Origin of the sequence: Candidatus Pantoea persica (assembly GCF_013753875.1) — a bacterium.
In the GTDB taxonomy this organism is placed as follows: Bacteria; Pseudomonadota; Gammaproteobacteria; order Enterobacterales; family Enterobacteriaceae; genus Pantoea; species Pantoea persica.
On the sequence record NZ_SMDS01000003.1, the window covers coordinates 1 to 26,479 of the forward strand.

Sequence of the window (26,479 nt, forward strand, 5' to 3'; positions counted from 1 at the left end):
GGTCTGCACTTCGCAATCCGCGAAGGCGGCCGTACCGTTGGCGCGGGCGTTGTTGCTGAAATTATCGCTTAATTGCGTTATCGAGGTGGGCCTTCGGGCCACCAGAGCAGAAAAAGAGCACTTCGGTGCTCTTTTTTTTGCCCTCGCTCAGAGCGCTGACGCACTTAACCTCACAAAGCCTGGGTTTGAAATAAAAACAATTCTCATTTAAACTTCGTTCATGAATTGATCGAGGTGAGCGGTAAATGTACGTTTGTTTGTGTAAAGCCTTAAGTGACAAAACGCTTCGCGAAGTGGTTCGCCGCTACCAACCCAAGTCCATACAGCAGCTGCGCCAGCTGGTTCCAGTGGGGAAACAGTGTGGAAAGTGTATTCGCTTTGCGCGGGAAATCATGGAAGACGAACTGCAGCACGTGCCGCTTTATAAAGAGATAGCTTGACGCTCCGCCTGGAAACGTCAAAATAACCACAGAATTTGTCGCGTCTCTTTGACTTCCTCACAATCGCTGTCCACGATTTAATCAATTGGAAGCGGAGGAAGCAAAATGAAAGGCGATATTAAAATCATAAGCCATCTTAATGAACTGCTCGGAAATGAACTGGTTGCCATCAATCAGTATTTTCTTCACGCCCGTATGTTTAAAAACTGGGGCCTGAAACGGCTTAACGATACGGAATACCACGAATCGATCGACGAGATGAAACACGCCGATAAGTACATAGAGCGTATTCTATTTCTCGAAGGCATTCCTAATCTGCAGGATTTGGGGAGGCTGAGAATCGGTGAAGATGTTGAAGAGATGCTGTGTGCCGATCTTCAGCTAGAGCTGGAAGGGGCCAAAAACCTGCGTGAAGCCATTGCATACGCCGACAAGGTTTATGACTATGTCAGCCGCGATATGATGATCGAAATCCTGGCGGATGAGGAGAATCATATCGACTGGATTGAAACCGAGCTGGATCTGATTAGCAAACTGGGTATTCAAAACTACCTGCAGGCGCAGATCAGAGAAGAGGAGTGACGCTTTCATCGCGACTTTGCTGTCTGCGCTCGGCTGGATGTGGGCGCGGGCAGCTTCGAGTAAGGGGCGCAATCAGCTCGACCTGACGTTCTCCGCTTTATCCCTTCACTGCACCTTCCAGCCCGATAGCGCCGTTTCACTGCCAGGAAAAAATCAGGTCAAAAACACAACACGGGTTCCTTCCTGAGCAGAATTACGTATAATGTGGGGGCTTTGCCGATATTGGCAGGCGCGATTCGAGCAGAATCGCAGGCGATAGCATGATGGGTCGCCTGACAATACTCCCAATTAGGGAGTTATATGCTGAACGATTACACCCCCCTCCATCAATCTTAATGGGTGCGGGTAGTAGTTTTTTCGTCTATAAAAAGTTTGGAGCTCTGGTCTCATGCAGAACCAAAGAATCCGTATCCGTCTTAAAGCGTTTGATCATCGTCTGATCGATCAATCAACCGCGGAAATCGTAGAGACTGCCAAGCGCACTGGTGCGCAGGTTCGCGGTCCGATCCCGCTTCCGACTCGCAAAGAGCGCTTCACCGTTCTGATCTCTCCGCACGTTAACAAAGATGCGCGCGATCAGTACGAAATCCGCACTCACAAGCGTCTGGTAGACATCGTTGAGCCAACTGAAAAAACCGTTGATGCTCTGATGCGTCTGGATCTGGCTGCCGGTGTAGACGTGCAGATCAGCCTGGGTTAATCAGGTCATCGAGCGATTGAGAGGTTGATACAATGATTGGTTTAGTCGGTAAAAAAGTGGGCATGACCCGGGTCTTCACTGAAGACGGCGTTTCGATCCCAGTAACCGTAATCGAAGTTGAAGCAAACCGCGTTACTCAGGTCAAAAGCCTGAAAAACGACGGTTACCAGGCAATCCAGGTTACCACCGGTGCGAAAAAAGCGAACCGTGTGACTAAACCTGAAGCTGGTCATTTTGCTAAAGCTGGCGTTGAAGCTGGCCGTGGCCTATGGGAATTCCGCACCGTTGAAGGTGAAGAGTACTCTGTTGGTCAGAGCATCAGTGTTGAAATTTTCTCTGACGTTAAAAAAGTAGACGTAACCGGTACCTCTAAAGGTAAAGGTTTCGCAGGTACCGTTAAGCGCTGGAACTTCCGTACCCAGGACGCGACTCACGGTAACTCTCTTTCTCACCGCGTTCCGGGTTCTATCGGTCAGAACCAGACTCCAGGCAAAGTGTTTAAAGGCAAGAAAATGGCAGGTCAGCTGGGTAATGAGCGCGTAACCGTTCAGAGCCTGGATGTGGTACGTGTTGACGCTGAGCGCAACCTGCTGCTGGTGAAAGGTGCTGTCCCGGGTGCGACCGGTAGCGACCTGAGCATTAAACCAGCGGTGAAGGCGTAAGGGGATAGCAATGGAATTAGTACTGAAAGATGCGCAGAGCGCGCTGACTGTTTCCGAAACTACCTTTGGTCGTGATTTCAACGAAGCGCTGGTTCACCAGGTTGTTGTTGCATACGCTGCAGGCGCCCGTCAGGGTACCCGCGTGCAGAAAACGCGTGCTGAAGTAACTGGTTCAGGTAAAAAGCCGTGGCGTCAGAAAGGTACCGGCCGTGCGCGTTCAGGTTCTGTTAAGAGCCCGATCTGGCGTTCAGGTGGCGTGACCTTTGCTGCGCGTCCGCAGGACCACAGTCAAAAAGTTAACAAAAAAATGTACCGCGGCGCGCTGAAAAGCATCCTGTCCGAGCTGGTACGTCAAGATCGTCTGATTGTTGTCGAGAAGTTCTCTGTAGAAGCACCGAAAACCAAGCTGCTGGCACAGAAACTGAAAGACATGGCGCTGGAAGACGTGCTGATCATCACTGGTGAACTGGATGAGAATCTGTTCCTGGCTGCGCGTAACCTGTACAAGGTTGACGTGCGCGATGCAGCGGGTATCGACCCAGTTAGCCTGATCGCCTTTGACAAAGTCGTTATGACTGCTGACGCAGTTAAGCAAGTTGAGGAGATGCTGGCATGATCCGTGAAGAACGTCTGCTGAAAGTACTGCGCGCGCCGCACGTATCTGAAAAAGCGTCTGCTGCGATGGAAAAAACTAACACCATCGTTCTCAACGTTGCGAAAGACGCGACTAAAGCAGAGATCGTTGCTGCTGTTGAAAAACTGTTCGAAGTAGAAGTTAAAGATGTGAACACCCTGGTTGTTAAAGGGAAAACTAAGCGTCACGGACAGCGTATCGGTCGCCGCAGCGACTGTAAAAAAGCTTACGTCACCCTAAAGGAAGGCCAGAACTTGGACTTCGTCGGCGGCGCTGAGTAAGTCGGAGGAGAAAGACAATGGCAGTTGTTAAATGTAAACCGACATCTCCGGGTCGTCGCCACGTCGTTAAAGTGGTAAACCCTGAGCTGCACAAGGGCAAACCTTTTGCCCCGCTGATCGAAAAGAACAGCAAATCCGGTGGTCGTAACAACAATGGTCGTATCACTACCCGTCATATCGGTGGTGGTCACAAACAGGCTTACCGTATTGTTGACTTCAAACGCAACAAAGACGGTATCCCGGCAGTTGTTGAGCGTCTTGAGTACGATCCGAACCGCTCTGCGAACATCGCACTGGTTCTGTACAACGATGGCGAGCGCCGTTACATCCTGGCCCCTAAAGGCCTGAAAGACGGCGACCAGATTCAGTCTGGCGTTGATGCTGCGATTAAAGCAGGCAACACCCTGCCGATGCGTAACATTCCGGTGGGTTCTACCGTGCATAATGTAGAAATGAAGCCGGGCAAAGGCGGTCAGATCGCTCGATCTGCTGGCGCTTACGTGCAGATCGTTGCGCGTGAAGGCTCCTACGTTACCCTGCGTCTGCGTTCAGGCGAAATGCGCAAAGTTGAATCTGACTGCCGCGCAACCCTGGGCGAAGTCGGCAACGCTGAGCACATGCTGCGCGTTCTGGGTAAAGCCGGTGCAACTCGTTGGCGTGGTGTTCGTCCTACCGTTCGCGGTACTGCGATGAACCCAGTCGATCACCCGCACGGTGGTGGTGAAGGTCGTAACTTTGGTAAGCACCCGGTTACTCCGTGGGGCGTTCAGACCAAAGGTAAGAAGACCCGTAGCAACAAGCGTACTGATAAATTTATCGTACGTCGCCGTAGCAAATAATTTTAGAGGATAAGCCATGCCACGTTCTCTCAAGAAAGGTCCATTTATTGACCTGCACTTGCTGAAGAAGGTAGAGAAAGCGGTGGAAAGCGGAGACAAGAAGCCCCTGCGCACCTGGTCCCGTCGTTCAACGATCTTCCCTAACATGATCGGTTTGACCATCGCTGTCCATAATGGTCGTCAGCACGTTCCTGTCTTTGTTTCCGACGAAATGGTCGGCCACAAGCTGGGTGAATTTGCACTGACACGTACTTATCGCGGCCACGCTGCAGATAAGAAAGCCAAGAAGAAATAAGTAGGAGGAAGAGATGGAAACTTTAGCTCAACATCGCCACGCTCGTTCTTCTGCTCAGAAGGTTCGCTTGGTTGCTGACCTGATTCGTGGTAAGAAAGTGTCGCAGGCTCTGGATATTCTGACCTACACCAACAAGAAAGCGGCTGTACTGGTTAAGAAGGTCCTGGAGTCTGCCATTGCTAACGCCGAACACAACGATGGCGCTGATATCGACGATCTGAAAGTCGCGAAAATTTTCGTAGACGAAGGCCCGAGCATGAAGCGCATTATGTCGCGTGCTAAAGGTCGTGCAGATCGCATCCTGAAGCGCACCAGCCACATTACTGTGGTTGTTTCCGATCGCTGAGACTCTGGAGACTAGCAATGGGTCAGAAAGTACATCCTAATGGTATTCGCTTGGGTATTGTAAAACCATGGAACTCTACCTGGTTTGCGAACACCAAAGAATTCGCTGACAACTTGGACAGCGATTTTAAAGTTCGTCAGTTCCTGACAAAAGAACTGGCAAAAGCGTCTGTATCTCGCATCGTTATCGAGCGTCCGGCTAAGAGCATCCGTGTGACCATTCACACCGCTCGCCCGGGTATCGTTATCGGTAAAAAAGGTGAAGACATAGAAAAACTGCGCACGGTCGTCGCGAACATCGCTGGCGTCCCTGCACAGATCAATATCGCCGAAGTCCGTAAGCCGGAACTGGACGCGAAACTGGTTGCTGACAGCATCACTTCACAGCTGGAGCGTCGCGTGATGTTCCGTCGTGCGATGAAGCGTGCGGTTCAGAACGCCATGCGTCTGGGCGCGAAAGGTATCAAACTTGAAGTTAGCGGCCGTCTGGGCGGCGCGGAAATCGCACGTACCGAATGGTACCGCGAAGGTCGCGTACCGTTGCACACTCTGCGTGCTGACATCGACTACAACACCTCAGAAGCGCACACCACTTATGGTGTAATCGGTGTTAAGGTATGGATCTTCAAAGGCGAGATATTGGGTGGTATGGCTGCTGTTGAACAACCGGAACCGTCTGCTCAACCTAAAAAGCAGCAGCGTAAAGGCCGTAAGTAAGGAGAGTCGCTGATGTTACAACCAAAGCGTACAAAATTCCGTAAAGTGCACAAAGGCCGTAACCGCGGTCTGGCGCAGGGTACGGATGTTAGCTTCGGTAATTTCGGTCTGAAAGCTGTTGGCCGTGGTCGTCTGACTGCTCGTCAGATCGAAGCAGCACGTCGTGCTATGACCCGTGCAGTTAAGCGTCAAGGTAAGATTTGGATCCGTGTATTCCCGGACAAACCGATCACCGAGAAGCCGCTGGAAGTGCGTATGGGTAAAGGTAAGGGTAACGTGGAGTATTGGGTTGCCCTGATTCAGCCGGGTAAAGTCCTGTATGAAATGGACGGCGTACCAGAAGAGCTGGCCCGTGAAGCATTTAAGCTGGCAGCAGCAAAACTGCCTATAAAAACCACCTTTGTTACTAAGACGGTGATGTAATGAAAGCAACTGAGCTGCGCGAAAAAAGCGTTGAAGAGCTGAACACTGAGCTGCTTAATCTGCTGCGTGAGCAGTTTAACCTGCGCATGCAGGCAGCATTTGGCCAACTGCAGCAGACCCATCTGCTGAAGCAGGTTCGCCGTGATGTTGCGCGCGTTAAGACTTTACTGACTGAGAAGGCGGGTGCGTAATGACCGATAAAATCCGTACTCTGCAAGGTCGTGTTGTTAGTGACAAAATGCAGAAATCTGCAGTTGTCGCTATCGAGCGTTTCGTGAAGCACCCGATCTACGGTAAATTCATTAAGCGTACGACTAAGCTGCACATCCATGACGAGAACAACGAATGCAGTATTGGTGACGTGGTTGAAATCCGCGAAACTCGTCCGCTGTCCAAGACCAAGTCCTGGACGCTGGTTAGCGTTATCGAGAAAGCGGTTCTGTAATAAGAACAGCTTTGCGTGAGAAAACCCCTCTGCCGAAGCAGAGGGTTTTTTTTGGGTGCAGTTTGGCACTCCTCCGCATATTGGTCGGAATTTCATCGCCGGACTTGTTCATACTATCTGCGATTGCGCTGCAGCAAAGGTGCTGCGGACGTGCTTGATATGAATAAGGAGAAGTATATGAACAGGGAAACGCCTGACCGTCTTCGTCGCGCTTTGCTGACCGTACCGCTGCTGGCGGCCGTCCCTTCCGTTAGCATGGCGAAAAAAGAGGCGATATAATCGACCCTTCCTTATACCTGAGCAGAAGGGCAATGCCATGCCAAAAACGTTATTGCTTAAAAACGCGGACGTTGTAGCCTGTATGGACGACGCGCAGCGCGATATTCGTTACGGCAGCATCTTTATCCTCGGCGACAAATATAGAAGCGGTAGGCGCGGCGGAGACGCTGCCACAAAGCGCGAATGAGGTGATCGATCTCGTAGTGCCCGGGCTCGTCAATACCCACCATCATATGTACCAAAGCCTTACTCGAGTGGTGCCGTCGGTACAAAACGGCGAATTGTTCAACTGGCTGACGCACCTCTATCCCATCTGGCAAAAGCTGACGCCGGAGATGATCCATGTATCAACGCAGACCGCGATGGCCGAGCTGATCCTCTCAGGCTGCACCGCGACCAGCGATCACCTCTATGTCTATCCCAACGGCTGCCGGCTCGACGACAGCATAGAGGCGGCGGCGACTATGGGCATGCACTTCCATGCCGGCCGCGGTAGCATGAGCGTTGGGCAGAGGCAGGGCGGTTTGCCGCCGGATAGCCTGGTCGAGCAAGAAAGCGCCATTCTGGAAGAGACGCAGCGGGCTATCATGACAGCAGACGCGGCGCCATGCTGCGAATAGTCGTGGCGCCCTGTTCGCCCTTCTCGGTTAGCCTTGAGCTGATGAAGGCGTCCGCCGCGCTGGCCCGCCACTTAAGGTCTCAATACATACCCATCTGGCCGAGAACGACAACGATGTCCGCTACAGCCGGGAGAAATTCAATATGACGCCGGCGCAGTATGCGGAAGATCTCGGCTGGGTAGGGCATGACGTCTGGCATGCGCACTGCGTCAAGCTCGACGACCACGGCATCGACCTGTTTGCGCACACCGGCGCCGGCGTCGCGCACTGTCCCTGCTCCAACATGCGTCTCGCCTCGGGCATCGCGCCGGTGCGGGAGATGTGCGATGCCGGCGTGCATGTCGGACTGGGCGTCGACGGCCCCGCCTCCAATGACAGCGCCAGTATTATTGGCGAAGTGCGCCAGGCGATGCTGCTGCAGCGCGTCGGTTTCGGTCCGGATGCGATGAGCGCGCGTCAGGCGCTGGAGCTGGCGATATTCAGCCTCGATCGTCTACGCCTGGCCGGCGCCGGCCATGACCCTATTGCCGCGCTGGTCTTCTGCAATCCGGGCGCGGTCGCCTACAGCATCATCAACGGAAACGTGGTGGTGCGGGGTCGACCTGCCTACACTGCTCTATCGCCACAACCGACTGGCTGCGCAGCTGCTAAGTTGATCCGGCAAAAACAGGGAGAATGTCGAGTGTTGAAAAATAAAGCAGATTACGTTTGCTACTGTTGACACTATTCCCTAGAATACGCCCTCCCTGTAATTGGGGAAATAAGCGGCTCCATTGCTGAGCCGCTTATTTTTTCTACCCATCTGAGATGGGCCGGTGTTATAATGCCGCGCCCTCAAATATGGGGCTTTCTAACGACCTGAGTTTTGGGTCCCGAAGTAGTAGTTGACATTAGCGGAGCACTAAAATGATCCAAGAACAGACTATGCTGAACGTCGCCGACAACTCCGGTGCACGTCGCGTAATGTGTATCAAGGTTCTGGGTGGTTCGCACCGTCGCTACGCAGGCGTCGGCGACATCATCAAAGTTACCATCAAGGAAGCAATTCCACGTGGTAAAGTGAAAAAAGGTGATGTCCTGAAGGCGGTAGTGGTGCGCACCAGGAAGGGTGTTCGTCGCCCGGACGGTTCTGTCATTCGCTTCGATGGCAACGCATGTGTTATTTTGAACAATAACAGCGAGCAGCCAATAGGAACGCGTATTTTTGGGCCGGTAACTCGTGAACTTCGTACTGAAAAGTTCATGAAAATTATCTCTCTGGCACCAGAAGTACTCTAAGGAGCGAATCATGGCAGCGAAAATCCGTCGTAATGACGAAGTTATCGTGCTGACCGGCAAAGATAAAGGTAAGCGTGGTAAAGTTAAGAATGTCCTGTCTTCTGGTAAGGTCATTGTTGAAGGTATCAACCTGGTTAAGAAACACCAGAAGCCGGTTCCGGCTCTGAACCGGCCAGGTGGCATCGTTGAAAAAGAGGCCGCTATTCAGGTTTCTAACGTTGCACTCTTCAATGCGGCAACCGGCAAGGCTGACCGTGTAGGCTTTAGATTCGAAGACGGCAAAAAAGTCCGTTTCTTCAAGTCTAGTAGCGAAACTATCAAGTAATTTGGAGTAGTACGATGGCGAAACTGCATGATTACTACAAAGACGAAGTAGTCCAGAAACTCATGACAGAGTTTGGCTACACATCTGTCATGCAAGTCCCTCGGGTCGAGAAGATCACCCTGAACATGGGTGTTGGTGAAGCGATCGCTGACAAGAAAATGCTGGAAAACGCAGCAGCTGACTTGGCAGCAATCTCCGGTCAAAAACCGCTAGTCACCAAAGCACGCAAATCAGTTGCAGGCTTCAAAATCCGTCAGGGCTATCCGATCGGCTGTAAAGTAACTCTGCGCGGCGAGCGCATGTGGGAGTTCTTTGAGCGTCTGATCACCATTGCTGTACCGCGTATCCGCGACTTTCGTGGTCTGTCCGCGAAGTCATTTGACGGTCGTGGCAACTACAGCATGGGCGTTCGTGAGCAGATCATCTTCCCTGAAATCGACTACGACAAAGTCGATCGCGTTCGTGGTTTGGATATCACCATTACCACTACTGCGAAATCTGATGATGAAGGCCGTGCTCTGCTGACTGCCTTTGACTTCCCGTTCCGCAAGTAAGGTAGGGTTACTTAATGGCTAAGCAATCAATGAAGGCACGCGAAGTCAAGCGTGCGAAATTAGCAGACAAATTCTTCGCAAAACGCTCTGAACTGAAAGCGAGCATTTCTGATGTGAACGCAACCGACGAAGATCGTTGGAATGCTGTTCTCAAGCTGCAGACTCTGCCGCGTGATTCCAGCCCATCTCGTCAGCGTAACCGCTGCCGTCAAACTGGTCGTCCGCATGGTTTCCTGCGGAAGTTCGGATTGAGCCGTATTAAGGTCCGTGAAGCCGCAATGCGCGGTGAAATTCCGGGTCTGAAAAAGGCTAGCTGGTAATTGTCACCAATTGAATCACGGGAGTAAAGACAGATGAGCATGCAAGATCCGATCGCGGATATGCTGACCCGTATCCGTAACGGTCAGGCCGCGAACAAAGCTGCGGTCACCATGCCTTCCTCCAAGCTGAAAGTGGCAATTGCCAACGTGCTGAAGGAAGAAGGTTATATTGAAGATTTAAAAATCGAAGGCGACATCAAGCCGGAACTGGAACTGACTCTTAAGTATTTCCAGGGTAAAGCTGTTGTAGAAAGCATTCAGCGTGTCAGCCGCCCAGGTCTGCGCATCTATAAGAAAAAAGATGAGCTTCCGAAAGTTATGGCGGGATTAGGTATTGCTGTTATTTCTACCTCTAAAGGTGTCATGACTGATCGTGCAGCGCGCCAGGCTGGTCTTGGTGGCGAAATTATCTGCTACGTAGCATAATCGGAGGAAACTATGTCTCGTGTTGCTAAAGCACCTGTCGTTGTTCCTGCCGGCGTAGAGGTAAAACTCAACGGTCAGGTAATTTCGATCAAAGGTAAAAACGGCGAGCTGACTCGTACTATCAATAATGCCGTAGAAGTTAAACATGCTGATAATGCACTGACCTTCGCTCCGCGCGACGGTTTTGCAAACGGCTGGGCGCAGGCGGGTACTGCTCGTGCGCTGCTGAACGGCATGGTTATCGGTGTTACCGAAGGCTTCACTAAGAAGCTGCAGCTGGTTGGTGTTGGTTATCGTGCGGCCGTTAAAGGCAATGTCGTTAACCTGTCACTGGGTTTTTCTCACCCGGTTGATCATCAGCTGCCCGCGGGTATCACTGCAGAATGTCCGACTCAGACTGAAATCGTGCTGAAAGGCGCTGATAAACAACTGATCGGCCAGGTTGCAGCTGACTTGCGCGCCTACCGTCGTCCTGAGCCGTATAAAGGCAAGGGTGTCCGTTACGCTGACGAAGTCGTATGTATCAAAGAGGCTAAGAAGAAGTAAGGTAACACTATGGATAAGAAATCTGCTCGTATCCGTCGTGCGACCCGTGCACGTCGCAAGCTCAAAGAGCTGGGTGCTACTCGCCTGGTGGTACATCGTACCCTGCGTCACATTTACGCACAGGTGATCGCCCCGAACGGTTCCGAAGTTCTGGTTGCTGCTTCTACTGTAGAAAAAGCTATCTCTGAACAACTGAAGTACACCGGCAACAAAGATGCAGCTGCGGCAGTAGGTAAAGCTATTGCTGAGCGCGCAATCGAAAAAGGCATCAAAGATATTTCTTTCGACCGTTCCGGTTTCCAATATCATGGTCGCGTCCAGGCACTGGCAGATGCTGCTCGTGAAGCTGGCCTTCAGTTCTAAGGTAGAGGTCTAAGATGTCACACATCGAGAAACAAGCTGGCGAACTGCAGGAAAAACTTATTGCGGTAAACCGTGTTTCTAAAACTGTGAAAGGTGGTCGTATCTTCTCCTTCACCGCACTGACTGTAGTGGGAGATGGTAATGGCCGCGTCGGTTTTGGTTACGGCAAAGCGCGTGAAGTTCCGGCAGCGATCCAGAAAGCGATGGAAAAAGCCCGTCGTAACATGATTAACGTCGCGCTGACCGACGGTACCTTGCAGCACCCGGTTAAAGGTGCGCACACGGGTTCCCGCGTGTTCATGCAGCCGGCTTCTCAGGGTACCGGTATCATCGCCGGTGGTGCAATGCGCGCCGTCCTAGAAGTCGCTGGAGTTCATAACGTTCTGGCTAAAGCCTATGGTTCCACCAACCCGATCAACGTGGTGCGTGCAACTATCGACGGCCTGGAAAATATGAAGTCTCCTGAAATGGTCGCTGCCAAGCGTGGTAAATCCATTGAAGAAATTCTGGGGTAATCACGATGGCTAAGACTATTAAAATCACTCAAACCCGTAGCTCAATCGGCCGCCTGCCTAAGCACAAAGCCACTCTGGTTGGTCTGGGTCTGCGTCGCATTGGCCACACTGTTGAGCGTGAAGACACGCCGGCAGTACGTGGTATGGTCAACGCGATTTCCTACATGCTTAAAGTGGAGGAGTAACAGATGCGTTTAAATACTCTGTCTCCGGCCGAAGGCTCTAAGCACGCAGCTAAGCGTCTGGGTCGTGGTATCGGTTCTGGCCTCGGTAAAACCGGTGGTCGTGGTCACAAAGGTCAGAAGTCTCGTTCTGGCGGTGGTGTACGTCGCGGTTTCGAGGGGGGGCAGATGCCTCTGTACCGTCGTCTGCCGAAATTCGGCTTTACCTCGCGTAAATCATTCGTGACTGTAGAAGTGCGTCTGTCTGATCTGGCGAAAGTGGAAGGCGGTATCGTTGACCTGACTACGCTGAAAGCGGCCAACATTATCGGTGTTCAGATCGAATTCGCGAAAGTGATTCTGTCTGGTGAAGTTTCTGCACCGGTAACGGTTCGCGGCCTGCGTGTCACCAAAGGTGCTCGTACTGCAATCGAAGCTGCTGGTGGTAAAATCGAGGAATAAGTAGCAGATGGCTAAACAACCGGGATTAGATTTTCAAAGTGCCAAAGGTGGATTTGGTGAACTGAAACGCAGACTGCTGTTTGTAATCGGTGCACTGATTGTCTTCCGAATTGGCTCTTTTATTCCAATCCCTGGTATTGATACCGCTGTACTTGCCAAACTGCTTGAGCAACAGCGTGGCACCATCATTGAAATGTTCAACATGTTCTCTGGTGGTGCTCTGAGCCGTGCTTCTATCTTTGCGCTGGGTATTATGCCGTATATTTCGGCGTCTATTATTATCCAGCTGATGACGGTGGTTCATCCAGCGTTAGCGGAGATCAAGAAGGAAGGGGAGGCTGGCCGTCGCAAGATTAGCCAGTACACCCGTTACTGTACGTTGGTATTAGGTATATTCCAGTCGATCGGTATTGCCACCGGTCTGCCAAATATGCCTGGTATGCAGGGCTTGGTGCTTAATTCAGGCTTTGCCTTCTACTTTACCGCTGTTGTCAGCCTGGTGACCGGGACGATGTTCCTGATGTGGCTGGGTGAACAGATTACTGAACGTGGTATCGGCAACGGTATTTCGATCATTATCTTCGCGGGTATTGTTGCGGGACTTCCGCCGGCCATTGTCCATACCATCGAGCAAGCGCGGCAAGGCGACCTGCACTTCCTCTTGTTGCTGTTGGTTGCAGTCCTTGTATTTGCAGTGACCTTCTTCGTTGTTTTCGTTGAGCGTGGTCAGCGCCGCATTGTGGTGAACTATGCGAAACGTCAGCAAGGTCGTCGCGTATACGCTGCACAAAGCACACATTTACCGTTGAAAGTGAACATGGCGGGTGTTATTCCGGCTATTTTCGCTTCCAGCATTATCCTGTTCCCCGCGACGATAGCATCCTGGTTCGGGGGCGGTACCGGTTGGAACTGGCTGACAACAATTTCGCTGTATTTGCAGCCAGGACAGCCGTTATATGTGCTACTGTATGCGACTGCAATCATCTTCTTCTGCTTTTTCTATACGCCGTTGGTTTTCAACCCGCGCGAAACGGCAGATAACCTGAAGAAGTCTGGTGCATTCGTACCGGGGATTCGTCCGGGAGAGCAAACGGCGAAGTATATCGATAAAGTAATGACGCGTCTGACCTTAATCGGTGCGCTGTACATTACTTTTATTTGCCTGATCCCGGAGTTCATGCGTGATGCGATGAAAGTTCCCTTCTACTTTGGCGGTACGTCTCTGCTCATCGTAGTAGTCGTCATCATGGACTTTATGGCTCAAGTGCAAACTCTAATGATGTCTAGTCAGTACGAGTCTGCATTGAAGAAAGCAAACCTGAAAGGCTACGGTCGTTAATTCAGGCGCTTGATAAGTTACGGAGAGTAAAAATGAAAGTTCGTGCTTCCGTCAAGAAATTATGTCGTAACTGCAAAATCATCCGTCGCGACGGCGTCGTACGTGTGATTTGCAGCGCCGAGCCTAAGCATAAACAGCGCCAAGGTTGATTTTTTTACATATTTTTCTTGCAAAGTCGGGGTGAGCTGGCTAGATTGGCCAGCCAATCTTTTGTATGTCAATGCGTTTCCATTTGAGTATCCTGAAAACGGTCTTTTCAGCATAGGGCGCATTTATTTAATTATAGGAGTGCATAGTGGCCCGTATAGCAGGCATTAACATTCCTGATCATAAACACACCGTTATCGCATTAACGTCGATTTTCGGTATCGGCAAGACCCGTTCTAAAGCCATCTGTACTGCAACGGGTATCGCTGAAGATATTAAGATCAGTGAGCTGTCTGAAGAACAAATTGATCAGCTGCGTGATGCAGTTGGTAAATTCGTTGTTGAAGGTGATCTGCGCCGTGAAATAACCCTGAGCATCAAGCGTCTGATGGACCTTGGTTGCTACCGTGGTTTGCGCCATCGTCGTGGTCTGCCAGTACGCGGTCAGCGTACTAAGACCAATGCACGTACCCGTAAGGGGCCGCGCAAACCGATCAAGAAATAATCGGGGTGAGTAAATAATGGCAAAGGCACCAGTTCCTGCACGTAAGCGTGTAAGAAAACAAGTCTCAGATGGCGTGGCTCATGTTCATGCTTCTTTTAACAACACCATCGTTACCATTACCGATCGTCACGGTAACGCTTTGGGTTGGGCAACAGCCGGTGGTTCCGGTTTCCGCGGTTCACGTAAATCTACGCCGTTTGCTGCTCAGTTCGCTGCAGAGCGCTGTGCAGAAGCCGTTAAAGATTACGGTATTAAGAACCTGGAAGTTATGGTAAAGGGTCCGGGTCCGGGTCGCGAATCTACTATTCGTGCTCTGAACGCCGCAGGTTTCCGCGTCACTAACATTACTGATGTGACGCCGATCCCTCACAACGGTTGTCGTCCGCCGAAAAAACGTCGCGTATAACGCCGCGTTTTTAGGATAGTTGGAGAAAGAAAATGGCAAGATATTTGGGTCCTAAGCTCAAGCTGAGCCGTCGTGAGGGCACAGACCTTTTCCTGAAGTCTGGCGTTCGCGCGATTGATTCCAAGTGTAAAATTGAACAAGCCCCTGGCCAGCACGGTGCGCGTAAACCGCGTCTGTCTGACTACGGCGGTCAGTTGCGTGAAAAGCAGAAAGTTCGTCGTATCTACGGCGTTCTGGAGCGTCAGTTCCGTAACTACTACAAAGAAGCAGCACGTCTGAAAGGCAACACCGGTGAAAACCTGTTAGCTCTGCTGGAAGGTCGTCTGGATAACGTCGTTTACCGTATGGGCTTCGGTGCTACTCGTGCAGAAGCACGTCAGCTGGTCAGCCACAAATCTGTAATGGTTAGCGGTCGCGTTGTTAACATCGCTTCTTATCAGGTATCTCCGAATGATGTCGTCAGCATCCGTGAGAAAGCCAAAAAGCAATCTCGCGTGAAGGCCGCTCTGGAGCTGGCTAAGCAGCGTGAAAAGCCAACTTGGCTTGAAGTTGATGCGACTAAGATGGAAGGTGTGTTCAAGCGTATTCCTGAGCGTACCGATCTGTCTACGGACATTAACGAACACCTGATCGTCGAGCTTTACTCTAAGTAAAGCTTAGTACCAAAGAGAGGACACAATGCAGGGTTCTGTGACAGAGTTTCTAAAACCGCGCCTGGTAGATATCGAGCAAGTGAGTTCGACGCACGCCAAGGTGACCCTTGAGCCTTTAGAGCGTGGCTTTGGCCATACTCTTGGTAACGCACTGCGCCGTATTCTGCTTTCTTCCATGCCGGGTTGCGCGGTGACCGAGGTTGAAATTGATGGTGTACTGCATGAGTACAGCACCAAAGAGGGCGTACAGGAAGATATCCTGGAAATCCTACTCAACCTGAAAGGGCTGGCGGTAAGAGTTCGGGGTAAAGATGAAGTCATTCTGACCCTGAATAAATCTGGCATTGGCCCTGTGACTGCAGCCGACATTACCCACGACGGTGATGTCGAAATCGTCAAGCCGCAGCACGTGATCTGTCACCTGACCGATGAAAACGCCGCTATCAGCATACGTATCAAAGTTCAGCGTGGTCGTGGTTATGTGCCGGCTTCTGCCCGAATTCATTCGGAAGAAGATGAGCGCCCAATCGGCCGCCTGCTGGTCGACGCTTGCTACAGCCCTGTAGACCGTATCGCCTACAATGTTGAAGCAGCGCGTGTAGAACAGCGCACCGACTTGGACAAGCTGGTCATCGAAATGGAAACCAACGGCACAATCGATCCTGAAGAGGCGATTCGTCGTGCGGCGACCATCCTGGCAGAACAACTGGAAGCTTTCGTTGACTTACGTGATGTACGTCAGCCGGAAGTGAAAGAAGAGAAACCAGAATTCGATCCGATCCTGCTGCGCCCTGTTGACGATCTGGAATTGACCGTCCGCTCTGCTAACTGCCTTAAGGCAGAAGCTATCCACTACATCGGTGATCTGGTACAGCGTACCGAGGTTGAGCTGCTAAAAACGCCTAACCTGGGTAAAAAATCTCTTACCGAGATTAAAGACGTGCTCGCCTCACGTGGTCTCTCTCTAGGCATGCGCCTTGAGAACTGGCCGCCGGCAAGCATCGCTGATGAATAACCGGATCGCAGGTTAAGGTTTCACTGAGAAGGATAAGGTCATGCGCCATCGTAAGAGTGGTCGTCAATTGAACCGCAACAGCAGCTATCGTCAGGCTATGTTCCGCAACATGGCCGGTTCTCTGGTTCGTCACGAGATCATCAAAACGACTCTGCCGAAAGCCAAAGAGCTGCGCCGCGTAGTTGAGCCGCTGATTACTCTTGCCAAGACCGACAGCGTAGCTAATCGTCGTCTGGCATTCGCCCGTACTCGTGATAACGAGATCGTGGCAAAACTGTTTAACGAGCTGGGCCCGCGTTTCGCGAGCCGTGCCGGTGGTTACACTCGCATTCTGAAGTGTAGATTCCGTGCTGGTGACAACGCTCCGATGGCTTACATCGAGCTGGTTGATCGTCCAGAAGCTGCTGCAGAGTAATCTGCAGCATCGTAAAAAACCCGCCGAAGCGGGTTTTTTTATTGCCTGCGATTTGCCCAGTCCACTAAGCTCATCCAGATAGACATCAGTAGGCGAAGATGTGGCTCATCGATCAGCTGGTTGAACAGCATATAAAAGCCGCTCAGGAAAAAGGCGAACTGAGCAATTTGCTGGCGAAGGCCAGCCGCTTCAGCTTGAAGATGACAGCAATGTGCCGGAAGCGTTACGCAGCGGATACCGTCTGCTGAAAAACGCTGGTTTTCTGCCGCCCGAACTCGAAACACGGCGTGAAGCGCTGGCGTTCGACGAACTGCTGCGCAATATGGATCCTGACGATCCGCGCTTTGGCGAGCAGGGTAAACGTCTGCTGGAACTGGAACTGGCGCTGCGTCAGGCGGGTATGAATACGGATTTTCTGCAGGGTGCTTACGGCGAAGCCGTCCGCAGCCGACTCTTCAAGGAGCACTGATGTATCGCATCGGTCAACTGGCAAATCTGGCAAACGTGACACCCGATACGATTCGCTTTTATGAAAAGTAGCAGATGATGGGGCATGAAATTCGCACCGAAGGCGGTTTTCGTCTCTATAGCGACAACGATCTGCAACGCCTTAAGTTTATCCGTTTTGCACGCCAGCTTGGCTTTGGGCTGGAGGCTATTCGCGATCTCCTGACGATCCGCGTCGATCCCGCCCATCACAGCTGCCAGGAATCCCGGGCCATCGTGCAGAAACGCCTCGAGGAGGTGACTGGCATGATTAAGGAGCTGCAGCATATCGAGCGCTTGCTGTAGCGTTTGTCTGATACCTGCTGCGGCGAGGCGCACAGCAGCAACTGCTGTTCCATACTCGAGGCGCTGGAGTATGGCCGCGAACCGCAACCGGAAAATTTGCACGGGCAGGATTGAAATTTACCGCAGAGGGAATATGTTTATGCGACCGCAACTGGGAGATAAAAATGAGTAAATATCAGTATACCAAAGGGTAGATTCGCGATAGCGCGATTCACGCTCTGTTACACGATCCGCTGTTTCGCCAGCGTGTCGAGCAGAAGCAAAAAGGCAAAGGCAGCTTCCGGCGTAAAGACAAACATGCGAAGCGGGGCGGCTGAAAGTCAGATTTTGGTATTTTGCTGTTTCAGCAAGTCGCGGATTTCTGTCAGCAGTACCTCTTCGTTAGAAGGCTTAGGCGCCGGCTTCTTCACTTCTTTTTTCTTGTGCAGCTTGTTCATCAGCTTAACGGCAACGAAAATCGCAAACGCGACGATGATGAAGTCAAATAAGGTTTGAATAAAAACGCCGTATTCCATCACTACGGGCGGCGTTGCGCCTTCGGCTGTCTTCAGTACCCATTTAAACTGTTTGAAGTCCACCCCGCCAATAAGCAGCCCCAGCAGCGGCATAATAATAATGTTCGCGACGAGTGAGAGACGATTTTGCCAAACGCAGCACCAATGATAACATATACAGCAAGATCGACTATGTTGCCGCGCATTGCAAAATTACGAAACTCTTTGAAAAAACTCGTACTTATCTCCTTGCCTTGGCCAAGGCCCAAAGTCTAACAAACCTTGCGTCAATTGCCATGCAAGCGGCAATATTTGTCGGAATAGTCTGTCAGCGCTGCGCTTACAGGAAGAAGGGACTCGGCTGGAACAGGTGCTCCACGTTGGGTACGAACTTTTTGTCGGTCAGGAACATAATCACGTGATCGCCCTGTTCGATGCGAAGATTGTCTTTGGCAATCATCACGTCTTCACCGCGCACCACGCGCCGATAAGCGTGCCGGGCGGCAGTTTGATGTTATTGATCAGCCGGCCTACTACGCGAGGGGGGGGGGTCTCGTCGCTGTGCGCGATCGCCTCGGTGGCTTCGGCAATGCTAATGCTGCGGCGCGGCGCGCGTTACGCTCGATAAGTTTGACGCTGTAGTTTTTCTCCAGCCGCTGGGCGAGGCCGAAACCGATGTTGCCGCCGCCGACCAGCATAATGCGCTTGTAGGGGCGTTCCAGCTGCTGCATCTCGCTCATCGCCGCGCGAATATTCTGGATGGCGGCGATAAAGAAGACCTCGTCGACAATGGTGGAGCCCTGAGGACGAATAGGGCGATCCTGACGGAAGATTGCCGCCACGCGCGTATCAATGTGCGGCATATGCTCGCGCAGGATAGAGAGCGGATTACCGACCAGCGGGCCGCCGTGGTAGGCTTTAACAACGGCCATGCTGACCAGCCCTTTCGCGAAGTTCACCACCTGCAGCGCGCCCGGATACTGGACCAGGCGGTAGATATTGTCGATCACCAGCTGCTCCAGAGAAATCAAATGATCAATCGGCACCGCTGCAGGAATAAAAAGCTTATCCGCATCGCGCAGGTAGTCCGCCGCGCGAATGCGGGCGATACGATTAGGCGTGTTAAACAGCAAATAGGCGATTTGGCACGCCACCATATTGGTTTCACCAGAGTTCGTGACGGCAACCAGCATATCGGCATCTTCCGCGCCGGCTTCGCGCAAAATACGCGGATGGGAGCCATGACCCTGCACGACGCGCAAATCAAATTTATCCTGCAGTTGACGCAGGCGACCGGGATCGGTGTCGACAACCGTGATGTCATTGTTCTCGCCGACCAGATTTTCGCTAGCGTACCGCCTATCTGTCCGGCGCCCAAAATGATGATTTTCATTGCGTATCGTGCTCTTCCGTTATTACGCTTTTACTAGCTTAGCGTAGAAAAATCCGTCGCCGCCCCCAACCGTCGGGAAGAGCATACGATCGAACTGACGATCGCCGCACCACTCCTGCGGATTACGGCTATCACCCTGTTTGACTTCTGCCTGCATATTGAGGCGCTGCAGATTCTCTTTCACCCGCGCCAGACGCTGCGCGTCGATATCCCTCGCCATCACCTGAGCCTCGGGTGCAATTTCTAGAGTATGCGTCGTTTTTCCGCCCGGTGCGGCGCAAAGGTCGAGGATCTGTTCGCTACTTTCAGGCAACAGCAGCAGGGCATAGCGTTGAGCGGACATATCCTGCACCGTGACTCAGCTATCAGCGAAGCCCGGCAGCTGGCCAACCGGCGCCGGCGTTTCCAGACGCAGCGCGTCGGGCGCGCTTTCGGCCGCGACGGCCGATTTGCCGCTGTCAGTCAGCAGCGCCAGCCAGGAATCGCGGCTGTGATGCTGACGATTGACACGCAGCCACATCGGCAGGTGCTGATTGTTCGCCTCAACAATCTGCTGCCAGTTTTCCGGCCAAGCCGCTTGCAGACGTTGCAGTAGCCACGAAGGATGCAGATAGCGCTGCGGACCCTGATCGACCTCTTCCATCAGCGACGCCTGCTGACGCTGAAACTGGCGCAGCACGCCGTTAAGCAAGCCTTTCCGACAGGGGCGCTTCAGCACGTCGGCACCGGCGACGGTTTCCGCCAGCGCGGCGTGCGCAGGCACGCGGATATAAAGCAGCTGATAAAGGCCGACCATGATGAGGTAGTGCAGAACGCGTTGTTTACCGGTTAACGGGCGCGCCATCAGTTTACCGATTACGGCTTCCAGCTGCGGCAGGGTACGCAATACGCCGAAGCAAAGCTCCTGCAGCAGCGCGCCATCTTTATCGGACAGCTTCTTCTGCGCTCCGGGCAGGAGATGGCGCTGAGCGATTCGCCTTTATCAATAACGTGCTCAATCAGTTGAGCGGAGAGGCTTCGCAGGTTGGTTTGTTTGGTCATTGGGTTTTGTCATTCAACAAAAAGCCCGGACAGAGCCGGGCTGGAGTCAGGCTAAGACGCGGCCTGACGTGAACCACTCGCGTCGCGAGTTAAGCAGGTCTTGCGCCGACATCGGTTTTTTACCGGCGGGCTGCAACAGCTGGAGATTCAGAACGCCATCAGCCGTCGCGATCTGAATGCCCTGTTTATCCGCAGCGATAATTTCGCCCGGCTGTTTCTCTATGTGCGACAATACGCTTGCCTGCCACACCTTTACCGGCTGCTCATCAATCAGAAAATAGCTTACCGGCCAGGGATTGAAGGCGCGAATGCAGCGTTCAAGCTGCGCGGCGGAGAGCTGCCAGTCCAGGCGAGCCTCTTCTTTGCTCAGCTTGTCAGCGTAGTTGGCCTGGGCATCATCCTGCTTTTCCGCGCGCGCGCGGCCGTCGGAGAGCTGAGAGAGCGTCTCCAGCAGCCCCTGAGGCCCAAGCTGCGCCAGCTTGTCATACAGCGTGGCGCTGGTGTCTTGCGCGGTAATCGGGCAGCTGAGCTTATAAAGCATATCGCCGGTATCGAGGCCGACATCCATCTGCATAATGGTCACGCCGGTTTCGCTGTCGCCGGCCCAGAGCGAACGCTGGATAGGTGCGGCGCCGCGCCAGCGCGGCAGCAGCGAACCGTGCACGTTGACGCAGCCGAGGCGTGGCATCGACAGCACCGCCTGCGGCAGAATCAGGCCATAGGCGACCACCACCATGATGTCCGCCTGTAAGTCGGCAACCAGCTGCTGGTTTTCCGCGGGACGCAGCGATGTTGGCTGAAATACCGGAATGGCGTGTGACTGCGCCAGGGTTTTCACCGGGCTGGGCGTCAGCTTGTTGCCGCGGCCGGCGGGACGATCGGGTTGAGTAAAGACGCTGACGACCTGATGCTCAAAAGCGAGCAGCGCGTCCAGATGACGCGCTGCAAAATCAGGTGTGCCGGCAAAAATGATGTTTAACGGAGCAGACACGGTTATCCCTTTTCTGGTCGTCAGGACGCGCGCGTATTGAGGCGCGCCAGTTTTTCCAGCTTTTGCTTAATGCGCTGGCACTTCAGCGGCGACAAATAGTCGATAAACAGCTTGCCGTCGAGGTGATCGATCTCATGCTGAATGCAGATCGCTAGCAAGCCGTCGGTTTCCAGTTCAAAGCTTTTGCCGTCGCTATCCAGCGCGCGCACCTTTACGCGCTCGGCGCGTGGAACAAACGCACGCTGCTTGGGAATGGAAAGGCAGCCCTCTTCAATGCCGGTTTCGCCGCTCTTTTCCAGCAGCTCCGGATTAATCAGAACCAGACGTTCGTCGCGATTTTCTGAAACGTCGATAACGATGATGCGCTGATGAATATCAACCTGTGTTGCAGCCAGACCAATGCCTTCTTCGGCATACATAGTTTCAAACATATCGTCGACAATGCGCAGAACATCAGCGTTAACTTCTTTCACGGGCGCCGCGATTTTGCGAAGGCGGTCGTCAGGGAAATGTAATACCTGCAAAACTGACATAAATATCCAGATTTGTATGCGTTTAAGAAAAGATTATTGCCTCAATTGTAGACTTTTTAATGCCTGATTGACAGCATTCACCCGCAGGACGCGCTGCGTAGAGCAGGAAGCCAGAATGGAAAAATTGAGCGTTATTTGCGGCCGTCAGCCGTCAGCGGTATTACCGCAACACGCTGGGTTGAGATAGCCAACAGGCTGCGTGAAGCAGACGAGATCGCTATCGCGCTGCAGCATTCGGGCCTGAGCGACCAGCAAATTGAGCAGTTTTATGCCTTGTCGCCGCGGCAGATTGGGTTGACGCAGGCGTGGTTCGACAGCCATGACCGACATCATCTGCTGACAGCCTTGGACGAGAGCTATCCCGCCGCGCTGCGCGAGATCCATCGCTTTCCGCCTTTGTTGTATATCAAGGGCGATCCCGCCGTGCTTTCCACTATGCAACTGGCGGTGGTAGGCAGCCGCCACTGTTCCCCTTACGGGCGACAGTGGGGCGCATGGTTCGCGCAACAGCTGGCGCTGAGCGATCTGGCCATTACCAGCGGACTGGTGCGCGGCATTGACGGCATTGCCCATCGCGCGGCGCTGGCTGAGGAGATCGTGGAGAAGGGCGGCGCGCTCGTGTCTGAATTTCCGCTGATGACGCTGCCGTTCGCCGCAAATTTCCCGCGCCGCAATCGTATTATCAGCGGCCTGAGCCGAGGCGTGCTGGTAGTGGAGGCGACAATCAAAAGCGGTTCTCTGGTCACCGCGCGCTGCGCGTTGGAGCAAAACCGCAACGTCTACGCTTTGCCGGGTGCGCTGCTGGTAGCGTATCCTGGCGATATTGTAGAAGATCTTCGCGCCTCGCTTAACTGGCTCCCTTTTACACAGCCTGAAGCAATATATTCCGAGGTCGGTGACGATGTGCCATTGCCATTTGCTGAGGTGTTGGCTAACGTAGGTGATGAGGTTACACCTGTTGACGTCGTCGCTGAACGTGCCGGCCAACCTGTGCCAGTGATTGCAGGCCAACTGCTGGAGCTGGAGTTAGCAGGATGGATCGCAGCTGTACCCGGCGGCTATGTCCGATTTAGGAGGGCATGCCATGTTCGACGTACTAATGTACTTGTTTGAGACATATATCCACAACGAGGCAGAAATGCAGGTTGATCAGGATACATTGACTGATGAATTAACCGATGCCGGTTTTCATCGTGAAGATATCTACAATGCGTTGAACTGGTTAGAAAAGCTGGCAGATTATCAGGATGGGGTGGTCGATCCGATTTTGTTAGCCAACGATCCGCTTTCAATGCGCATCTACACGGAAGAAGAAGGCCAGCGTTTAGATGCCGAATGCCGCGGTTTTCTGTTGTTCCTGGAGCAGATTCAGGTGCTGAATATGGAAACGCGCGAGATGGTTATCGAACGAGTCATGGCGCTCGACACGCTCGAGTTCGATCTGGAAGATCTCAAATGGGTGGCGCTGATGGTGTTGTTTAATCTTCCGGGATGCGAGAACGCCTATCAGCAAATGGAAGAACTGTTATTCGACGTCAATAAAGGCATGCTGCATTAATTATCGATTATGCAGCCATCGTTATGAGCAAATCAGCACTCTTCACCGTGCGCAAACAGGATCCCTGCCCCGCCTGCGGGGCAGATTTAGTTATCCGCAGCGGTAAACACGGCGCCTTTTTAGGCTGCACAAATTATCCCGGTTGTGACTACATACGTCCGCTGAAAAGCCAGGCTGACGGACACATTTTCAAGGTGCTTGAAGGTCACGCCTGCCCGCAATGCGGCGCAGATAAGGCGTTGCGTCAGGGACGATACGGGATGTTTATCGGCTGTAGTCACTATCCCGAATGCGACTACAGCGAAGCGATTGATAAACCCGATGAAACCTTGATCGCCTGCTCGCAGTGTCTGGAAGGCAAACTGGTGCAGCGCCGATCGCGTTACGGCAAAACCTTTCACGCCTGTAATCGCTATCCCGCCTGCCAGTTCGCCGTCAATGCCACGCCGGTGGCAGGAGAATGCGCCTTTTGCCATTTGCCGCTGCTGGTAAAGAAGAAAACCGCGCAGGGCGTAAAACGCTTTTGCGCCAGTAAAAGTTGCGACAAGGCCGCCGCATCGGACGAATAAGATTACATCATGCAAAATCACCTCTTTTCCGGTTCTCTGGGTGCCTGCGTTGAGCAACTGAGTCAGCAGGCCGTTATCGCCTATCCTACTGAGGCCGTATTTGGTCTGGGCTGTGACCCCGACAGCGAAATCGCCATGATGGCGCTGATGGCGTTGAAGCAGCGTCCCGTTGAGAAAGGATTAATCCTCATTGCGGCGGATTATGGGCAGCTGGAGCGCTATATCTCCGACCGCGAACTGACCGTCGAGCAGCGCGAGCGCATGTTTGCGCACTGGCCCGGCCCCGTAACCTTCGTCGTGCCCGCTACGCCGCAGACGCCGCGCTGGTTAACCGGACAATTTGATTCGCTGGCGATCCGCGTCAGCGATCATCCCGATGTCCAGGCGCTGTGCCGCGCTTTCGGCAAGCCGCTGGTTTCGACCAGCGCGAATCTGACGGGCGAGGCGCCATGTCGAACCGTTGAGGCGGTCAGAGCACAGTTTGGCGACGCCTTTCCTGTGCTGGTGGGCGAAACCGGCGGACGGCAGAACCCCTCAGAAATTCGGGACGTTCTTACCGGCAACCTTATTCGTCAGGGCTAATTCATGGAGCAGTTTGCGGTATTCGGTAATCCCATTAGCCACAGTAAATCTCCTGCCATTCACCAGGCCTTTGCCTTGCAAACCGGTATCGAGCACCGCTATGGTCGTATCTGTGCGCCGCTGGACGACTTTCCCGCGACCATCGCTGCGTTTTTCGCGCAGGGCGGGCGCGGTGCCAATGTCACTTTGCCATTCAAACAGCAGGCCTGCGCATTCGCCGATGAGCTAAGCGAGCGCGCGGCGCTGTCAGGCGCGGTGAACACGCTGAAAAAACTCAGTGACGGGCGTATCCTGGGCGACAACACCGACGGCATCGGCTTGCTGAGCGATCTGGAGCGGCTGAATCTGATCCAGCCCGGCGACCGTATTTTGCTGATGGGCGCAGGGGGCGCGGCGCGCGGCGTGATTTTGCCGCTGCTTTCTGCAGGCTGTTCGATCACGGTAGTTAATCGCACGCCTGCGCGTGCAGAAGAGCTGGCGCAGTTGTTCAGCCAGAGCCGGGCGATTGCAGCCTGTGCATTTGAGCAGCTGCCGGGACGTGCATTCGATCTGATTATCAATGCGACATCAAGCGGCGTCAGTGGTGATGTGCCGCCTCTGCCCGCTGCACTGATCTACGCTCAGACGCGCTGCTATGACATGTTCTATCAGGCTGGCGCCACGCCTTTTCTGGCATGGTGCGGCGCGCAGGGCGCGCAGCGGCTGGCGGATGGCTTGGGAATGCTGGTGGGGCAGGCTGCTCACGCCTTTCAGCTGTGGCATGGCGTTATGCCGGAAATTGCGCCCGTAATTGCCCAGTTGAAGCAGGCGATGCAGCCATGAATCAGGCCATTCAGTTTCCGGATCGCGAAGAGTGAGACGCTGAGCAACAGGCGGTGCGCTTTCCGGCGCTGGTCAACGGCATCATTCTGACCTGCGCTATCTCTGCCGAAGCGTTGTATCAGCGCTTCGGCAAGGGCGATGCTGTTACCTGTTCAAGATGCATCGCTGGGATCTGGAGGAGGAAGCGGAAAGTGCTATTCTGAGCGAGGCATTTGGCGATCAGGACTGGGTATGGCTCGCTTCCTCCAGATAGTCGTTTTTCCAGCTGACATAGTTATTAGCCGATTAGAGTAAGCCGGCAATCTCCTGCTCAGTCAGCGGGCGTACCTGTCTGACCGGGCTGCCGAGATAAAGGTAGCTGCTCTCCAGGCGTTTACCGGGCCGAACCAAACTGCCCGAGCCAAGCATGACGTCATCTTCAATAATCGCACCATCCAGCACGATCGATCCCATGCCGACTAATATGCGGTTGCCGATCGAGCAGGTGTGCAGCATTGCTTTATACCCTACCGTCACATCCTCGCCAATCGTCAGCGGAAAGCCCTGTGGGTTGCTGGCTGATTTATGCGTTACATGAAGTATGCTGCCATCCTGAATATTGGTGCGTGCCCCCAATGCGCACCTGATTTACATTACCGCGGATGGCAACCAGCGGCCAGATGTTGGCGTCATCGGCTATTATGACGTCGCCAACGACGACGCTGGAGGCATCGACCATGATGCGTTTTCCACATTGCGGATGGCTTTCTTTACTTTATAAGAACGTAAGGCTGACATCGGTTTCTCCTTCTTGCTTGTGTTTTAAGCCGACTCGGATGGATCAAGGCGTCAGGAAAGGGAATTTAGCTCGGGATCGTTGAAGATCTCCTCAATAAGCGCATTTTCTCGCCATATGAAAAAAGATCGAAATAAGGGGGTGTGCAATTAAATCGGATCCCTATAACACGCCTCCACTGACACGGCACAACGGCTTACGGAATGCGGTGTTCAGGAGGTGCAGGCAGCTGAGTCG

At 53.1% G+C, this 26,479-nt stretch carries 39 protein-coding genes and 8 pseudogenes; 41 read left to right on the forward strand and 6 right to left on the reverse strand.

What is annotated here, in order from left to right; genetic code table 11:
* From EIO60_RS01120 to arfA, 35 genes and pseudogenes are all read left to right on the forward strand, one after another.
* A partial coding sequence (locus EIO60_RS01120; RefSeq protein WP_508278729.1) for an EF-Tu C-terminal domain-related protein occupies positions 1-72 on the forward strand: 72 nt, incomplete at its 5' end.
* Positions 73-245: 173 nt separating this feature from the next.
* Entirely contained in the window at positions 246-440 is a 195-nt protein-coding gene (gene bfd / locus EIO60_RS01125; protein ID WP_258575659.1) for a bacterioferritin-associated ferredoxin, read from the forward strand.
* A 105-nt stretch (positions 441-545) separates the two neighbouring features.
* On the forward strand, positions 546-1,022 hold the full coding sequence (bfr, locus tag EIO60_RS01130; RefSeq protein WP_258575660.1) for a bacterioferritin: 477 nt from the start codon (positions 546-548) through the stop codon (positions 1,020-1,022).
* A 388-nt stretch (positions 1,023-1,410) separates the two neighbouring features.
* Positions 1,411-1,722 (forward strand): 30S ribosomal protein S10, encoded by a 312-nt coding sequence (rpsJ, locus tag EIO60_RS01135; RefSeq protein WP_001181005.1) that lies wholly within the window; start codon positions 1,411-1,413, stop codon positions 1,720-1,722.
* A 32-nt stretch (positions 1,723-1,754) separates the two neighbouring features.
* Complete coding sequence (gene rplC, locus EIO60_RS01140; RefSeq protein WP_258575661.1) at positions 1,755-2,384, forward strand: 50S ribosomal protein L3; 630 nt, start codon at positions 1,755-1,757, stop codon at positions 2,382-2,384.
* Positions 2,385-2,394: 10 nt separating this feature from the next.
* Positions 2,395-3,000, forward strand: coding sequence for a 50S ribosomal protein L4 (rplD, locus tag EIO60_RS01145; RefSeq protein WP_258575662.1), 606 nt, complete (start codon positions 2,395-2,397; stop codon positions 2,998-3,000).
* Positions 2,997-3,299 carry a 50S ribosomal protein L23 gene (gene rplW / locus EIO60_RS01150; RefSeq protein WP_258575663.1) on the forward strand — a complete coding sequence of 101 codons (303 nt, stop codon included), beginning with the start codon at positions 2,997-2,999 and terminating at the stop codon, positions 3,297-3,299. Before rplD ends, rplW begins: the two co-directional genes overlap by 4 nt.
* Before the next feature lie 17 nt (positions 3,300-3,316).
* Complete coding sequence (gene rplB / locus EIO60_RS01155; RefSeq protein WP_258575664.1) at positions 3,317-4,138, forward strand: 50S ribosomal protein L2; 822 nt, start codon at positions 3,317-3,319, stop codon at positions 4,136-4,138.
* Positions 4,139-4,154: 16 nt separating this feature from the next.
* Positions 4,155-4,433: a 30S ribosomal protein S19 gene (gene rpsS / locus EIO60_RS01160; protein WP_059030593.1), complete on the forward strand. Its 279-nt coding sequence runs from the start codon at positions 4,155-4,157 to the stop codon at positions 4,431-4,433.
* A 13-nt stretch (positions 4,434-4,446) separates the two neighbouring features.
* Entirely contained in the window at positions 4,447-4,779 is a 333-nt protein-coding gene (gene rplV / locus EIO60_RS01165; protein WP_258575665.1) for a 50S ribosomal protein L22, read from the forward strand.
* Between the two features lie 17 nt (positions 4,780-4,796).
* Entirely contained in the window at positions 4,797-5,495 is a 699-nt protein-coding gene (gene rpsC / locus EIO60_RS01170) for a 30S ribosomal protein S3 (RefSeq protein WP_258575666.1), read from the forward strand.
* Positions 5,496-5,507: 12 nt separating this feature from the next.
* Entirely contained in the window at positions 5,508-5,918 is a 411-nt protein-coding gene (gene rplP, locus EIO60_RS01175) for a 50S ribosomal protein L16 (RefSeq protein ID WP_258575667.1), read from the forward strand.
* The gene (gene rpmC, locus EIO60_RS01180; RefSeq protein ID WP_258575668.1) at positions 5,918-6,109 is read left to right on the forward strand and encodes a 50S ribosomal protein L29; all 192 of its coding nucleotides are present in this window, start codon (positions 5,918-5,920) and stop codon (positions 6,107-6,109) included. The genes rplP and rpmC overlap by 1 nt, the downstream gene beginning before the upstream one ends.
* Positions 6,109-6,363: a 30S ribosomal protein S17 gene (gene rpsQ, locus EIO60_RS01185; RefSeq protein ID WP_258575669.1), complete on the forward strand. Its 255-nt coding sequence runs from the start codon at positions 6,109-6,111 to the stop codon at positions 6,361-6,363. The genes rpmC and rpsQ overlap by 1 nt, the downstream gene beginning before the upstream one ends.
* 316 nt (positions 6,364-6,679) lie before the next feature.
* Positions 6,680-7,918: pseudogene (locus tag EIO60_RS15990) on the forward strand (8-oxoguanine deaminase).
* Between the two features lie 250 nt (positions 7,919-8,168).
* Positions 8,169-8,540 carry a 50S ribosomal protein L14 gene (gene rplN, locus EIO60_RS01200; protein ID WP_006120590.1) on the forward strand — a complete coding sequence of 124 codons (372 nt, stop codon included), beginning with the start codon at positions 8,169-8,171 and terminating at the stop codon, positions 8,538-8,540.
* A gap of 10 nt (positions 8,541-8,550) precedes the next feature.
* Positions 8,551-8,865, forward strand: a complete 315-nt coding sequence (gene rplX / locus EIO60_RS01205; RefSeq protein WP_258575671.1) for a 50S ribosomal protein L24 — start codon at positions 8,551-8,553, stop codon at positions 8,863-8,865.
* Between the two features lie 14 nt (positions 8,866-8,879).
* A complete protein-coding gene (rplE, locus tag EIO60_RS01210; RefSeq protein WP_258575672.1) occupies positions 8,880-9,419 on the forward strand; it encodes a 50S ribosomal protein L5 in 540 nt (179 codons plus the stop codon).
* A gap of 14 nt (positions 9,420-9,433) precedes the next feature.
* Positions 9,434-9,739 carry a 30S ribosomal protein S14 gene (gene rpsN / locus EIO60_RS01215; protein WP_258575673.1) on the forward strand — a complete coding sequence of 102 codons (306 nt, stop codon included), beginning with the start codon at positions 9,434-9,436 and terminating at the stop codon, positions 9,737-9,739.
* 33 nt (positions 9,740-9,772) lie between these two features.
* Positions 9,773-10,165 carry a 30S ribosomal protein S8 gene (gene rpsH / locus EIO60_RS01220; RefSeq protein ID WP_258575674.1) on the forward strand — a complete coding sequence of 131 codons (393 nt, stop codon included), beginning with the start codon at positions 9,773-9,775 and terminating at the stop codon, positions 10,163-10,165.
* Between the two features lie 12 nt (positions 10,166-10,177).
* Positions 10,178-10,711, forward strand: a complete 534-nt coding sequence (gene rplF, locus EIO60_RS01225) for a 50S ribosomal protein L6 (RefSeq protein WP_258575675.1) — start codon at positions 10,178-10,180, stop codon at positions 10,709-10,711.
* A 9-nt stretch (positions 10,712-10,720) separates the two neighbouring features.
* Complete coding sequence (gene rplR / locus EIO60_RS01230; RefSeq protein ID WP_258575676.1) at positions 10,721-11,074, forward strand: 50S ribosomal protein L18; 354 nt, start codon at positions 10,721-10,723, stop codon at positions 11,072-11,074.
* Between the two features lie 14 nt (positions 11,075-11,088).
* Positions 11,089-11,589 (forward strand): 30S ribosomal protein S5, encoded by a 501-nt coding sequence (gene rpsE, locus EIO60_RS01235; RefSeq protein ID WP_258575677.1) that lies wholly within the window; start codon positions 11,089-11,091, stop codon positions 11,587-11,589.
* Between the two features lie 5 nt (positions 11,590-11,594).
* Positions 11,595-11,774 carry a 50S ribosomal protein L30 gene (gene rpmD, locus EIO60_RS01240; protein ID WP_021186404.1) on the forward strand — a complete coding sequence of 60 codons (180 nt, stop codon included), beginning with the start codon at positions 11,595-11,597 and terminating at the stop codon, positions 11,772-11,774.
* Positions 11,775-11,777: 3 nt separating this feature from the next.
* Positions 11,778-12,212, forward strand: a complete 435-nt coding sequence (gene rplO / locus EIO60_RS01245; RefSeq protein ID WP_258575678.1) for a 50S ribosomal protein L15 — start codon at positions 11,778-11,780, stop codon at positions 12,210-12,212.
* Between the two features lie 7 nt (positions 12,213-12,219).
* Entirely contained in the window at positions 12,220-13,551 is a 1,332-nt protein-coding gene (gene secY, locus EIO60_RS01250; protein WP_258575679.1) for a preprotein translocase subunit SecY, read from the forward strand.
* Positions 13,552-13,583: 32 nt separating this feature from the next.
* Complete coding sequence (gene rpmJ, locus EIO60_RS01255) at positions 13,584-13,700, forward strand: 50S ribosomal protein L36 (protein WP_004160566.1); 117 nt, start codon at positions 13,584-13,586, stop codon at positions 13,698-13,700.
* Between the two features lie 146 nt (positions 13,701-13,846).
* Positions 13,847-14,203: a 30S ribosomal protein S13 gene (gene rpsM, locus EIO60_RS01260; RefSeq protein WP_258575680.1), complete on the forward strand. Its 357-nt coding sequence runs from the start codon at positions 13,847-13,849 to the stop codon at positions 14,201-14,203.
* Positions 14,204-14,219: 16 nt separating this feature from the next.
* Positions 14,220-14,609, forward strand: a complete 390-nt coding sequence (rpsK, locus tag EIO60_RS01265) for a 30S ribosomal protein S11 (protein ID WP_258575681.1) — start codon at positions 14,220-14,222, stop codon at positions 14,607-14,609.
* 32 nt (positions 14,610-14,641) lie between these two features.
* Positions 14,642-15,262 carry a 30S ribosomal protein S4 gene (rpsD, locus tag EIO60_RS01270; protein ID WP_258575682.1) on the forward strand — a complete coding sequence of 207 codons (621 nt, stop codon included), beginning with the start codon at positions 14,642-14,644 and terminating at the stop codon, positions 15,260-15,262.
* Between the two features lie 25 nt (positions 15,263-15,287).
* The gene (locus EIO60_RS01275; RefSeq protein WP_258575683.1) at positions 15,288-16,277 is read left to right on the forward strand and encodes a DNA-directed RNA polymerase subunit alpha; all 990 of its coding nucleotides are present in this window, start codon (positions 15,288-15,290) and stop codon (positions 16,275-16,277) included.
* Positions 16,278-16,317: 40 nt separating this feature from the next.
* A complete protein-coding gene (rplQ, locus tag EIO60_RS01280) occupies positions 16,318-16,692 on the forward strand; it encodes a 50S ribosomal protein L17 (protein WP_258575684.1) in 375 nt (124 codons plus the stop codon).
* A gap of 98 nt (positions 16,693-16,790) precedes the next feature.
* A pseudogene (locus tag EIO60_RS01285) lies at positions 16,791-17,161 on the forward strand (DnaJ family domain-containing protein).
* A pseudogene (zntR, locus tag EIO60_RS01290) lies at positions 17,161-17,598 on the forward strand (Zn(2+)-responsive transcriptional regulator). The pseudogenes EIO60_RS01285 and zntR overlap by 1 nt, the downstream one beginning before the upstream one ends.
* 80 nt (positions 17,599-17,678) lie before the next feature.
* Complete coding sequence (gene arfA, locus EIO60_RS01295) at positions 17,679-17,801, forward strand: alternative ribosome rescue factor ArfA (protein WP_258575692.1); 123 nt, start codon at positions 17,679-17,681, stop codon at positions 17,799-17,801.
* A gap of 3 nt (positions 17,802-17,804) precedes the next feature.
* Here arfA and mscL read toward each other — a convergent pair.
* From mscL to def, 5 genes and pseudogenes are all read right to left on the reverse strand, one after another.
* Positions 17,805-18,184 (reverse strand): annotated as a pseudogene (mscL, locus tag EIO60_RS01300) (large-conductance mechanosensitive channel protein MscL).
* Positions 18,185-18,318: 134 nt separating this feature from the next.
* Positions 18,319-19,371, reverse strand: a pseudogene (gene trkA, locus EIO60_RS01305) (Trk system potassium transporter TrkA).
* A gap of 79 nt (positions 19,372-19,450) precedes the next feature.
* Positions 19,451-20,412, reverse strand: a pseudogene (gene rsmB / locus EIO60_RS01310) (16S rRNA (cytosine(967)-C(5))-methyltransferase RsmB); the annotation flags it as partial.
* 46 nt (positions 20,413-20,458) lie between these two features.
* Positions 20,459-21,403 carry a methionyl-tRNA formyltransferase gene (gene fmt / locus EIO60_RS01315; RefSeq protein WP_258575685.1) on the reverse strand — a complete coding sequence of 315 codons (945 nt, stop codon included), beginning with the start codon at positions 21,401-21,403 and terminating at the stop codon, positions 20,459-20,461.
* A gap of 20 nt (positions 21,404-21,423) precedes the next feature.
* Entirely contained in the window at positions 21,424-21,936 is a 513-nt protein-coding gene (gene def, locus EIO60_RS01320; RefSeq protein ID WP_258575686.1) for a peptide deformylase, read from the reverse strand.
* A gap of 93 nt (positions 21,937-22,029) precedes the next feature.
* Here def and EIO60_RS01325 point away from each other — a divergent pair, with 93 nt between their 5' ends.
* From EIO60_RS01325 to EIO60_RS01350, 6 genes and pseudogenes are all read left to right on the forward strand, one after another.
* The gene (locus tag EIO60_RS01325) at positions 22,030-23,049 is read left to right on the forward strand and encodes a DNA-processing protein DprA (protein WP_258575693.1); all 1,020 of its coding nucleotides are present in this window, start codon (positions 22,030-22,032) and stop codon (positions 23,047-23,049) included.
* Complete coding sequence (gene smg, locus EIO60_RS01330; protein WP_258575687.1) at positions 23,021-23,494, forward strand: DUF494 family protein Smg; 474 nt, start codon at positions 23,021-23,023, stop codon at positions 23,492-23,494. Before EIO60_RS01325 ends, smg begins: the two co-directional genes overlap by 29 nt.
* A 23-nt stretch (positions 23,495-23,517) precedes the next feature.
* Positions 23,518-24,063 (forward strand): DNA topoisomerase family protein, encoded by a 546-nt coding sequence (locus EIO60_RS01335; RefSeq protein WP_258575688.1) that lies wholly within the window; start codon positions 23,518-23,520, stop codon positions 24,061-24,063.
* Between the two features lie 9 nt (positions 24,064-24,072).
* Positions 24,073-24,645: an L-threonylcarbamoyladenylate synthase type 1 TsaC gene (gene tsaC / locus EIO60_RS01340; protein ID WP_258575689.1), complete on the forward strand. Its 573-nt coding sequence runs from the start codon at positions 24,073-24,075 to the stop codon at positions 24,643-24,645.
* A gap of 3 nt (positions 24,646-24,648) precedes the next feature.
* A complete protein-coding gene (aroE, locus tag EIO60_RS01345; RefSeq protein WP_258575690.1) occupies positions 24,649-25,467 on the forward strand; it encodes a shikimate dehydrogenase in 819 nt (272 codons plus the stop codon).
* A gap of 53 nt (positions 25,468-25,520) precedes the next feature.
* Positions 25,521-25,720, forward strand: a pseudogene (locus tag EIO60_RS01350) (DUF1488 family protein).
* Here the strand turns inward: EIO60_RS01350 and EIO60_RS01355 are convergent.
* A pseudogene (locus tag EIO60_RS01355) lies at positions 25,687-26,185 on the reverse strand (gamma carbonic anhydrase family protein). The pseudogenes EIO60_RS01350 and EIO60_RS01355 sit on opposite strands and share 34 nt — an antisense overlap.
* Positions 26,186-26,479 lie beyond the last annotated feature (294 nt).